The organism is Micromonospora arida, assembly GCF_003857035.1.
GTDB classification, from domain to species: Bacteria; Actinomycetota; Actinomycetes; order Mycobacteriales; family Micromonosporaceae; genus Micromonospora; species Micromonospora arida.
On sequence record NZ_QGSY01000263.1, the window covers coordinates 1 to 11529 of the forward strand.

Genomic DNA, 11529 nt, shown 5'->3' on the forward strand with positions numbered 1-11529 from the left:
CGCAGGGGCCGGGGTCAGTGCGGGTGGGCGGGGGGCGCGGTGCTCTCCCGTAAGACCAGCTCGGTCACCAGGTCGATCCGGCTGGTCGCCGGCGCGTTCCCCCTGGTCAGGTCGAGCAACATCTGGGTGGCGATGCCGGCCATGTCGCGCAACGGCTGGTTGATCGTGGTGAGGGCCGGGTCGGTCCAGGCCGAGACCGGCAGGTTGTCGTACCCGATCACCGAAAGGTCCTCGGGCACTCGCAGGCCGCACTGGCGGGCGGCCCGGAGCACCCCCATGGCCTGGATGTCCGACCCGGCGAAGATCGCCGTGGGTCGGTCCGGCCGCTGGAGCAGTTGCAGCCCGTGGGCGTGCCCCGCTCCGGCGGAGAAACTGCCGTAGCGGATCAGCTCGCGGTCGACCACTATCCCGGCTTCGTCGTGGGCCGACTGGAAGCCGGCGGCCCGGGCTCTGCTGCACAGCACGTCGGGTGGCCCGGAGATGATGGCTATCCGTCGGTGCCCCAGCTCCAGCAGGTGCCGGGCGGCGAGCAGACCGCCGTTCCAGTTGTTCGATCCGACGGTCGGCACGGAGGCCGAGGTGGCGCTGTCGGTGTCGACGACGACGAACGGAATGCCCTGCCGGCGCAGGTGCTGCTGTTGGGCCTCGGCCAGGTGGGAGAGGACGAACACCACGCCCAGGGGGCGGTCGGCGAGTAACGCCTCCAGCCATCGTGCCGGCGGCCGGTGCGCGCCGTCGAGTTGGGCGATCGACAGCCCGATGCCGGCGGCGGAGGTCACCGCCTCGACGCCCCGCAGGATCTCCATCGCCCAACCCGTGTCGAACTCGTGGAACACGAGGTCCACCCGGCCGCCGCTGGTCGCCTGTCGCCGGGCGCGGCGCTGGTACTGGTGGCGGTCGAGGCTCGCCTCCACCCGGGCTCTGGTGCCGGGGGCGACATCGCCGCGTCCGTTGAGGACCTTGGACACGGTCGCGACCGAGACGCCAACATCGTTGGCGATGGTCGCGATGGTGGTGGAGGCGGGTGGGTCGAGCGGGCGGTGCTCTGTCATCGCGGCCTCATACAACATCCGAAAGTTTCGGGCGACCTTAACACGATGAGACATTCACACCAGTGGGTGCCGCAGCCGGGCTCTCCACTCGCGGGTCACCGCGCGGCTCATCGGCCACGGAGTGCCGACTGCGGGGTCACCGTGTGCAGGAAACGTCGCCTGGTAGTCCGATTAAGACCCTTGACAGGTATCGATGCGCCACTTAGGTTGCCGAAAAGGTTACGCAGGTTTCCGGAAAGTTTCGGATCGTGAGAAACGTCCGCCACGGAGCTGGTTCGACCAGGGCACGGGGATGTGGCCGGAGCTAAGGGGTCATGGCATGAGAAGTCAGTCGCTCGGGGACGACGGCGCCGCGCCGTGGCGTGATCAGCGGCTGTCGCCGACCGAGCGAGCCGAGGCGCTCCTGCCGAAGATGTCCCTCGAAGAGAAGATCGCCCAGCTCGTCGGGGTCTGGGTCGGCGCCGACGCCAGTGGCGAGGGCGTCGCACCGCACCAGTCGGACATGCTCGGCGAGTTGCCGCCGTGGAGCACTGTCATCCAGTACGGGTTGGGTCAGCTGACCCGCCCGTTCGGCACCGCCCCGGTCGACCCGGTGTTCGGCGCCCGGTCGCTGGCGGCGTCGCAGGCGCAGATCGTGGCCGCCAGTCGGTTCGGCATTCCGGCGCAGGTGCACGAGGAGTGCCTCACCGGGTTCGCGGCGTGGCGGGCCACCGTCTACCCGACTCCGCTCAGCTGGGGCGCGTCCTTCGATCCCGAACTGGTCGAGGCGATGGCCGACCGGATCGGGCGGTCGATGCGCGCCGCCGGTGTGCACCAGGGCCTCGCCCCGGTGCTGGACGTCACCCGGGACTACCGCTGGGGCCGTACCGAGGAGACGATCGGCGAGGACCCCTACCTGGTCGGCACGACAGGTGCCGCCTACGTGCGGGGCCTGGAGCGGGCCGGCGTGGTGGCCACGCTGAAGCACTTCGCCGGCTACTCCGCCTCCCGAGGCGGACGCAACCTCGCGCCGGTGCCGATGGGTCGCCGAGAGCTGGCCGACGTCATCCTGCCGCCGTTCGAGATGGCGCTGCGCCTCGGCGGGGCCCGCTCGGTGATGAACTCCTACGCCGAGATCGACGGCCTGCCCGTCGCGGCCGACCGCGGGCTGCTGACCGGGTTGTTGCGTGACGAGTGGGGCTTCACCGGCACCGTGGTGGCCGACTACTTCGCCGTACGGTTCCTACAGACCCTGCACGGCGTCGCCGGGGATGCCGCCGACGCGGCCCGGCTCGCCCTGCGGGCCGGGATCGACGTCGAACTGCCCACCGTGGACGCCTTCGGCGCACCGTTGGTGGAGGCGGCTCGCCGCGGCGAGGTCGACGAGGCGCTCATCGACTGCGCGCTGCGTCGGGTGCTGATCCAGAAGATCGAGCTCGGTCTGCTGGACGAGGGCTGGCAGGAGCTGCCGGACGACGTGGCGTCCCTGCGCTTCGACGACGAGGCCAGCCAGGACATCGCCCTTCGCCTGGCCCGGGAGTCAGTCGTCCTGCTGCGCAACACCGGCGTCCTCCCGCTGCCCGTGGGCAGCCGGGTCGCCCTGGTCGGCCCGGCCGCCGACGACCCGATGGCCATGCTCGGCTGCTACTCGTTCCCCAATCACGTGGGCATCCACCACAGCGAATTCGGGCTCGGCCTGGACATCCCCACACTTCGCGACGAGTTGGCCCGACGCGTCCCGCTGCTCACCCACGAGCCGGGCTGCGCCATCACCGGCGAGGACACCTCGGGCATCCCGGCCGCGGTGGCCGCGGCCGCCGCCGCCGACGTGTGCGTGCTGGCCGTCGGCGACCGGGCGGGAATGTTCGGCCGGGGCACCTCCGGTGAGGGCTGCGACGCCGTCGACCTGCGACTACCCGGTGTGCAGAGCGACCTCGTCCGCGCCGTCCTCGCCACCGGCACCCCGGTCGTCCTGGTGTTGATGGCCGGCCGCCCGTACGCGCTCGGCCCGCAGTTCGACGGCGCGGCGGCCGTGGTGCAGGCGTTCTTCCTCGGCCAGCTCGGTGGGCAGGCACTCGCCGAGGTGCTCACCGGCGCGGTCGAACCCTCCGGGCGGTTGCCGGTCAGCGTTCCCCGCGACGCCGGCGGGCTGCCGAGCACCTACCTGGCGCCGCCGCTCGGTCGGCGCAACAAGGTCTCCTCGATCGACCCGACCCCGGCGTACCCGTTCGGGCACGGGCTGAGCTACACCACCTTCGAGTGGTCCGACGCGACGGTGGTCGAACCGCGCGAAGATCCGACCGCCTGGCCGGTCGACGGCGAGGTACGGGTGCGGATCACCGTCGCCAACACCGGTGAGCGGGCCGGCACCGAGGTCGTGCAGCTCTACCTGCACGACCCGGTCGCGCAGACCACCCGTCCGGTGGTCCGCCTGATCGGCTACACCCGGCTGCCGTTGGCTCCCGGCGAGGTGGCGCACGTGACGTTCGGCGTACCGGCCGATGTGGCGTCGTTCACCGGGCTGACCGGCCAACGGATCGTCGAGCCCGGCGACGTCGAGCTGCGGTTCGGCCGATCGAGCGGCGACGTGGCGGCGGCTCTGCCGCTGCGGCTGGTCGGCACCGAGCGCGAGGTCGGTTTCGAGCGGGAGCTGCTCACCTCGGTGCGGGTCGAGCCCCTCGTGGCCGTTCCACAGTCGGCATAGGAGGCCACGGATGACATCCACTCTGCGGCCACCACCGCCGGCGCCGCCGACCTCTCCGCAGCACGCCCAGAGCCCCGCCCCGCGCTCCCCACGACGCCGTCGCAGTTGGCGCCAGGCACTGCGCCGGGACTGGCAGCTCTACTCCCTCGCCATCCTGCCGCTGCTGTTCTTCCTGGTCTTCCGGTACCTGCCGATGATCGGCAACATCATCGCGTTCCGTCGGTTCAAGCCGGGCGGCAGCATCTTCGGTGAGTACTGGGTCGGGCTGCGCTACTTCCGGATGTTCCTCACCGACCCGACGTTCTGGGAGGTGTTCACCAACACCCTGGTGCTCGGGACGCTGACCCTGCTGTTCTGTTTCCCGCTGCCGATCGTGCTGGCGCTGCTGCTCAACGAGGTCCGGGCCCGCCGCTTCAAGCGGTTCGTCCAGTCCGTGTCCTACCTGCCGCACTTCCTGTCGATCGTGATCGTGGCGGCGATGGTCATGCAGTTGACCTCGATCGAGGGCACCGCCAACCAACTCGTCACCCTGTTCGGTGGCGACCCGGTGCCGTTCCTGCAGAGACCGGAGTGGTTCCGCACCATCTATGTCTCGTCCGAGGTCTGGCAGACCGTCGGGTGGGGCACGATCCTCTACCTCGCCGCCCTCACCACCATCGACGAGGACCTGTACGAGGCCGCCCGGATCGACGGCGCCGGCCGGTTGCGGCAGACCTGGCACGTCACGTTGCCGGGCATCCGTCCGACGATGGTGACCTTGCTGATTCTCAACATCGGCAGCTTCCTGGCGGTCGGGTTCGAGAAGATCCTGCTGCTCTACAACCCGTTGACGTATCCGACCGCCGATGTGATCTCCACCTATCTGTTCCGGATGGGCTTCCAGTCGAGCAACTTCAGCTACGCGGCCGCCATCGGCCTCTTCGAGGCGGTGATCGGGCTGATCCTCGTCCTGTCGGCGAACGTCATCTCCCGTCGCACGGTCGGGACGAGCCTGTGGTGACCCTCGGTACGAAGATCGACGCCCCGACGACGCGCGGGCCGGTGGACAGCCGGGGCTACCGGATCTTCCGGGTGGTCAACACGATTGTCCTGCTCGGCGTCGTGGTCGTGACGTTGTACCCGTTTCTCAACATCGTGGCCCGGTCGCTCAGCGAAGAGGCGTACATCATCGCCGGCAAGGTGACCATCGTCCCGCGTGGGTTCGACCTGACCGCGTACAAGCTGCTGATGTCGGACGCGATGTTCTGGACGAACTACCGCAACACTGTGGTGTACACGGTGGTCGCCACGCTCATCTCGATCGTACTGACCACGTGTTACGCGTACGTGCTGTCGAAGCCGCAGCTCAAGGGTCGCCCGTTCCTCATCGGTGTCGCGCTGTTCACCATGTTCTTCTCCGGTGGCCTGATTCCCAACTACGTGCTGGTCACCAGCCTGGGCATGAAGAACACCATCTGGGCCGTGGTGATCCCCAATGCCATCAGCGTGTTCAACCTGCTCGTCATGAAGGCGTTCTTCGAGAGCCTGCCGAGCGAGTTGGAGGAGGCGGCAGCGGTCGACGGGCTCAACACGTACGGCACCCTGCTGCGGATCGTGCTGCCGTTGTCGAAGGCGATCATCGCGACGATGGTGCTTTTCTACGCGGTCTCCTTCTGGAACTCGTGGTTCACCGCGTTCCTCTACATCGACCGGCAGGATCTGCTGCCGGTCACCGTCTACCTCCGCAACCTCATCGCGGGCGCCACCAGCGCCGAGTCGGCCGCGGCCGACGCCGACAAGGTCCAGGCCGCAGCCACCCTCCAGGCCGTGACGATCGTGCTCACCACCCTGCCGATCCTGGCGATCTATCCCTTCGTTCAGCGGTACTTCGTTCGCGGCGTGATGCTCGGCGCGGTCAAGGGATGACGCCGGGCGCCGCACCGCATCCCCCTCGAATCCCCACCACCGAAAGGACGAGCCATGCTCCACAAGACGTGGCGCCGCGTGGCATTGACCACCGCGGGTCTGCTTGCGCTCTCCCTTGCCACCGCCTGTTCCGAGGACCCCGGCGAGTCGACTGACCTCTCCGAGAACCGGGTCGGCGCGATGGCCAACTACGGCATCGGTGACCAGTTCAAGGCCACCGAGGCGCTCTCGTTCTCCACCCTCTACAACAACCACACGTTTTATCCGCTCAAGGAAGACTGGCTGTTCTGGTCCGAGCTCACCAAGCGGACCAACGTCAAGATCGACCCGGTCGCCGTACCGCTGAGCGACTACGAGCAGAAGCGCAGCCTGCTCATCGGCGCCGGGGACGCCCCACTGATCATTCCCAAGACGTACCACCCGCAGGAGGACGCGTTCGTGTCCTCCGGGGCGATCCTTCCGGTGAGCGACTACCTGGATCTGATGCCCAACCTCAAGGACAAGATCGCCAAGTGGAACCTCAAGCCGGAGATCGACAACCTGCGGCAGTCCGACGGCAAGTTCTACCTGCTGCCCGGCCTGCACGAGAAGCCCACGCAGGACTACACGGTGCTGGTGCGCACCGACATCATGCAGGAACTCAACCTGGCGGTCCCGAAGACCTGGGACGAGCTGTACACGGTGCTCAAGGCGATGAAGGCGAAGTACCCGAACGTCTACCCGTACTCCGACCTGTTCAGTAAGCCCACACCGACCGGCGCCCTGCTGAACATCCTCAGCGCGTCGTTCGGCACGCGGGCCGGTTGGGACTACCAGCACGCCACCTGGGATCCGGCGGCGAAGAAGTTCATCTACACGGGCGCGTCCGAGCAGTACAAGCAGATGCTCACGTACCTGCACAAGCTCGTCGCCGAGGGTCTGCTCGACCCGGAGAGCTTCACCCAGACCGACGACCAGGCGCGGCAGAAGCTCGCCAACGGGAAGTCGTTCGTGGTCACCGGCAACGCGCAGACCCTTGTCAACAACCACCGGCCCGACCTGGCAAAGACGCTGCCGAACGCGAAGATGGCCAAGATCCCGCTGCCGATCGGCCCGGCCGGCGAGGTCAACCCCTTCTCCCGCCTGGAGAACGGGATCATGATCTCCACGAAGGCCCGGGAGAGCAAGAACTTCGTGGCAATGATGCAGTTCATCGACTGGCTGTGGTACTCGGACGCCGGCCTCGAGTTCGCCCGCTGGGGCATCGAGGGCACCACCTTCACCAAGGACGCGTCCGGGAAGCGCACGCTCGACCCCGGCGTCGACTTCCTCGGCCTCAATCCGAAGGCGCCCAAGCACCTGCAGAAGGACTTCGGCTTCCAGAACGGCGTCTTCGCCTACGGCGGCAGCCCCGACCTGGTCCGTGGGTTCTTCTCCCCGGAGGAGTTGGAGTTCCAGAAGGTGATGGACGCCCGCGCCCCGAGGGAGGTGGCACCGCCCGCCCCGCTGACCGACGAGGAGCGCGAGCAGGTGTCGCTCTGGGAGACGCCGCTGAAGGACTTCGTCTCGCAGAACACGCTGAAGTTCGCTCTGGGTCAGCGTCCGCTCAGCGAGTGGGACGCGTACGTGGCCGAGCTGAAGGCCAAGAACTCCGACCAGTACATCGACCTGGTCAACAAGGCGTACGAGCGGTTCCAGAAGAACAACGGCTGATCATCGGGGGTCCGGTCGGGCTGCCTGTCGCGGCCCGGCCGGACTCCCGGCGACCACGGATCAGCTGAGTCGACCGGAGGGAGCGAGCGTGAGTGGCGCGACTCAGACCCGGCGACAGTTCGGCGACGGACCCCTGTCGCGAATCACCTCGCGCGTCTACATCCTGCTCGTGGTCGAGCTGCTCCTGCTGCTCACCACGTTGCCCGCCCTGCTCCCGCTGCTGGTGCTGAGCCGCGACCCGAGCAACCTGCCACTGGCCGCGCTCCTCCTGGTACCGATCGGCCCGGCGATCTCCGCCGCCCTGTACACCCTGCGCCACCAGCGAACCGACCTGACCGACCTGCGCCCGGCCACCCTGTTCTGGCGTGGCTACCGGGCCAACGTGCTCGGCGTGCTGCGGGTCTGGGTGCCGACGCTGCTGTGGCTGACAGTGCTCGCCGTGAACCTCGCCTACCGTGGGGCGGTCGGCCTGTCGAGCTGGTGGGCGGTGCCGCTGGTGCTGATCGGGGTGGGCGTGACGCTCTGCGCGGCCAACGCCCTGGTGATCGCCTCGCTGTTCGACTTCCGCACCCGGGACGTGCTCCGGTTGGCCGTGCACTTCCTCGTGCGTACCCCCGGTGTCTCCGTCGGCAACGCCCTGCTGCTCACCGCGGCGGCCGGGATCACCGCGGTCTTCTCCGAAGCGGTGTTGATGCTGCTCGCGTCGATCGCGGTGCTGGCGTACCTGCGCATCAGCGACCCGATGATCCACCTGATCCGGAAGGAGTTCACCGCATGAGCCTGCCCCTCAGCGCCAAGGTGCCCTTCGGGGGCGACTACAACCCGGAACAGTGGCCCGAGGACGTGTGGAAGCAGGACTACCGTCTCTTCGACACCGCACGGATCGACCTGGTCACCCTCGGGGTGTTCGACTGGGCGCTCACCCAGCCCGCCGAGGACACCTACGACTTCACGCTGCTGGACAGGATCGTCGAGCGGGCCAGTGCCGAGGGACGCGGGATCTGCCTCGCCACCGGCACCGGCGCCCACCCACCGTGGTTGGCGAAGGCGTACCCCGAGGTGACCCGGACCGACTTCGAGGGCCGCAAGCACCGCTTCGGTCAGCGACACAACTCCTGCCCCAGCTCGCCGGTCTTCCGCCGGCTCTCGACGGAGCTGGCCCGCCGGGTCGCCCGCCGCTACGCCGACACCCCGGCGGTGCTCGCCTGGCACGTCGGCAACGAGTACGGCGGCGCCTGCTACTGCGCGCTGTGCGCGGCCGGCTTCCGGAACTGGCTGCGCCAGCGCTACGGCACCCTCGACGAGCTGAACGAGGCCTGGTACACCACCTTCTGGTCGCACACCTTCACCGACTGGGACGAGATCGAGCCGCCGTCGGCGCTGACCGAGCACTGGCGCGGCCCGGACCACACCGCGTTCCCGGGCATCACAGTGGACTACCTGCGGTTCACCTCCGACGCGATGCTGACCAACTTCCGCAACGAGAAGGCGGCCATCCGGGAGTCCAGCCCGACGCTGCCGGTGACCACGAACTTCATGGGCATGTACCGGCCGATCGACTACCACCGCTGGGCCCCTCATCTGGACTTCGTCTCCTGGGACAACTACCCGCCCGACGACGAGTCGGCCGCCCGGATGGCACTGACCCACGACCTGATGCGCGGGCTCAAGGACGGCCAGCCGTTCTGGCTGATGGAACAGACCCCGAGCTGCACCGCGTGCCGTGACGTCAACCCGTTGAAGCGCCCCGGGGTGATGCGGCTGTGGAGTTGGCAGGCAGTGGCGCACGGCGCCGACGCCGTCCTCTTCTTCCAACTGCGTGCCTCCCGGGGGGCCAGCGAGAAGTACCACGGTGCCGTCATCGGGCACGCCGGTCGCTCCGACACCCGGGTGTTCCGGGAGGTCGCCGAGCTGGGCGCCGAACTGGAACGGCTCGGCCCGGCGTCGCTGGGCGCACGGACCCCGGCCCGGGTGGCGCTGCTGTTCGACTGGGACAGCTGGTGGGCGTTGGAGCTGTCCGACGGCCCGTCCCGGCTGGTCCGCTACCAGCAGGTCGTGCTCGCGTACCACCGGGCACTCTGGGACGCCGGTGTGGACCTGGACGTCGTCGCGGTGACCGCCGACCTGTCCCGTTACGACGTGGTCGTAGCCCCGGCCCTGCACCTGCTCAAGGGTGACCTGCCGCAGCGGCTGGAGGCGGTGGCGACGCGCGGCGGGTCGGTGCTGACCACCTACCTGTCCGGCCGGGTGGACGAGAACGACCAGGCGTTCCTGATGGACGTGCCGGGCCCGCTCGGGCAGCTCATGGGCGTCCGGGTCGACGAGTGGGACGCCCGCGGCCCGGAGGTGGTCAACCCGGTCCGCCTCAGCGACGGCGCGGATCACATCGACGTCGACGCGCGGCTGCTGTTCGAGCTGGTGATTCCGCAGGGCGCTCAGGTCATCGGCACCTACCAGGCCGACTTCTACGCGGGCACCCCGGCGGTGACCCGCAACTCCTTCGGCGCCGGCGACGGCTGGTACGTGGCCGCCGGGCTGGACCAGGCCGGGGTGTCCTGGGTGGTGCGGCAGGTGCTCGCCCGCCACGACCTGCTCGGGCCCTACCCGGACGTGCCGGACCTGGAGTCCGCCGTGCGAGTCGCGGCGGACGGGTCGCGGCTGCTGTTTCTGCTCAACCACCGCGCCGAGCCGGTCGAGGTGACCGCCCGGACCGGCGGCGTCGACCTGCTCACCGGCGACCGGACGGCGGCCGGCGGTGCCCTGCGCCTGCCGGCGTACGGGGTTGTCGTGCTGGAGGAGGACCGGTGAACGCCGAAGAGTCGGTGGAGTTGGAGCAGCTGATGTTCGTCGAGGAGCCGATGGACGGTGACGAGCCGCGCGCCCACCCGGCCTGGCTGCCCCCGGAGGCGTTCCGGTCGCTCGGCGCGCGCCGCGTCCTCCTGCACGGCGAGGGGTTGCTCGTCGACACCGTCCTCAACGAGGTCTCGCGTGCCTGCGCGCGTTACGGCGGACGGGTGTGGCACTCTCCGACCTGGGACGTCGACGTCGACCTGGTGCTCGCCCTGCGCGACGCCGGTGAGCTGCCCAACCCGGCGGTGGAGGCGGCGCGCGCCGCCGGCGAGGCTGCGCTGGTCGAGCTGGGCGACGGCGGGACGCTCGGCGACGAGGGTTTCGTGTTGGCGCGGGCCGGCGACGTGACAGCGGTGCTGGCCGACGCCCCCGCCGGCCTGCTGTACGGGCTCTTCCACGTGGTCCGGCTCTGCGCGGCGGCCTTCGACCCGGCCCGACCGCCCGAGCGGCACCGACCGGCGTTGCGCCGACGAATGCTGAACCACTGGGACAACGTGGCCGTGCACCCGGTGATGGGCCAGGTCGAACGGGGGTACGCGGGCGGCTCGATCTTCTGGCAGGACGGCCGTCCGCGCGGCGACCTGGCCCGGGTACGGGAGTACGGGCGGCTGTTGGCCTCCTGCGGGGTCAACGCGATCTCGGTGAACAACGTCAACGTGGCCCGCACCGAGGCGCTGCTGCTCACCGAACGGCTCGGCGACGTGGCCGAGATCGCGGACGCGCTGCGCCCCTACGGCATCCGGGTGCACCTGTCGGTCAGCTTCGCCGCGCCGGTGGTCCTCGGTGGCCTGCCGACCGCCGACCCCTTGGACGAGACCGTACGGGTCTGGTGGGCCGCCACCACCCGGCGGGTCTACGACCGCATCCCGGACTTCGGCGGTTACCTGGTGAAGGCCGACTCGGAGGGGCAACCCGGCCCGTTCACGTACGGCCGCGACCACGCCGACGGGGCGAACCTGCTGGCCGAGGCGCTCGCCCCGCACGGGGGAGTGGTGCACTGGCGGGCGTTCGTCTACAACCACCACCAGGACTGGCGGGACCGGTCCACCGACCGGGCTCGGGCCGCGTACGACCACTTCGCTCCGCTCGACGGGCGCTTCCGCACCAACGTGGTCGTCCAGGTGAAGTTCGGCCCGGTGGACTTCCAGACGCGCGAGCCGGTCTCTCCGGTGCTCGCCGCGATGCCGGCGACCCGGTTGGCGGTGGAGTTGCAGGTAACCCAGGAGTACACGGGCCAACAGCGGCACGTCTGCCACCTCGGCCCGTGGTGGAGTGAGGTGCTTGGCTTCGCCCCCTGGGGGCCGGACGGGCGGACGATCGCCGACGTGGTCACGGGGGAGTCGGGTG

At 69.5% G+C, this 11529-nt stretch carries 8 protein-coding genes; 7 read left to right on the plus strand and 1 reads right to left on the minus strand.

The genetic code is table 11. The features are described 5' to 3' along the window. Positions 1 to 14 precede the first annotated feature (14 nt). Positions 15 to 1052, minus strand: coding sequence for a LacI family DNA-binding transcriptional regulator (locus tag DLJ58_RS26145; protein ID WP_124860196.1), 1038 nt, complete (start codon positions 1050 to 1052; stop codon positions 15 to 17). 319 nt (positions 1053 to 1371) lie between these two features. Here DLJ58_RS26145 and DLJ58_RS26150 point away from each other — a divergent pair, with 319 nt between their 5' ends. From DLJ58_RS26150 to DLJ58_RS26180, 7 genes are all read left to right on the plus strand, one after another. Further along, positions 1372 to 3735: a beta-xylosidase/alpha-l-arabinosidase gene (locus DLJ58_RS26150; protein ID WP_124860198.1), complete on the plus strand. Its 2364-nt coding sequence runs from the start codon at positions 1372 to 1374 to the stop codon at positions 3733 to 3735. A 10-nt stretch (positions 3736 to 3745) separates the two neighbouring features. Then, positions 3746 to 4735, plus strand: coding sequence for an ABC transporter permease (locus tag DLJ58_RS26155; protein ID WP_124860200.1), 990 nt, complete (start codon positions 3746 to 3748; stop codon positions 4733 to 4735). After that, positions 4732 to 5640 carry a carbohydrate ABC transporter permease gene (locus DLJ58_RS26160; protein ID WP_244219128.1) on the plus strand — a complete coding sequence of 303 codons (909 nt, stop codon included), beginning with the start codon at positions 4732 to 4734 and terminating at the stop codon, positions 5638 to 5640. The genes DLJ58_RS26155 and DLJ58_RS26160 overlap by 4 nt, the downstream gene beginning before the upstream one ends. Before the next feature lie 54 nt (positions 5641 to 5694). Then, entirely contained in the window at positions 5695 to 7332 is a 1638-nt protein-coding gene (locus DLJ58_RS26165) for an ABC transporter substrate-binding protein (protein WP_124860204.1), read from the plus strand. A gap of 88 nt (positions 7333 to 7420) precedes the next feature. Then, entirely contained in the window at positions 7421 to 8110 is a 690-nt protein-coding gene (locus DLJ58_RS26170) for a DUF624 domain-containing protein (RefSeq protein ID WP_124860206.1), read from the plus strand. Continuing rightward, complete coding sequence (locus DLJ58_RS26175) at positions 8107 to 10140, plus strand: beta-galactosidase (protein ID WP_124860208.1); 2034 nt, start codon at positions 8107 to 8109, stop codon at positions 10138 to 10140. The genes DLJ58_RS26170 and DLJ58_RS26175 overlap by 4 nt, the downstream gene beginning before the upstream one ends. Further along, the coding region (locus tag DLJ58_RS26180; protein WP_244219129.1) for an alpha-glucuronidase at positions 10137 to 11529 on the plus strand (1393 nt) is incomplete at its 3' end. The genes DLJ58_RS26175 and DLJ58_RS26180, both read left to right, overlap by 4 nt.

Bases quoted from the DNA above. Each gene is read 5' to 3' on its own strand.
- DLJ58_RS26165 (WP_124860204.1), top strand. From the start codon at position 5,695: ATGCTCCACAAGACGTGGCGCCGCGTGGCATTGACCACCGCGGGTCTG.
- DLJ58_RS26155 (WP_124860200.1), top strand. From the start codon at position 3,746: ATGACATCCACTCTGCGGCCACCACCGCCGGCGCCGCCGACCTCTCCG.
- DLJ58_RS26150 (WP_124860198.1), top strand. From the start codon at position 1,372: ATGAGAAGTCAGTCGCTCGGGGACGACGGCGCCGCGCCGTGGCGTGAT.
- DLJ58_RS26175 (WP_124860208.1), top strand. From the start codon at position 8,107: ATGAGCCTGCCCCTCAGCGCCAAGGTGCCCTTCGGGGGCGACTACAAC.
- DLJ58_RS26145 (WP_124860196.1), bottom strand. From the start codon at position 1,052: ATGACAGAGCACCGCCCGCTCGACCCACCCGCCTCCACCACCATCGCG.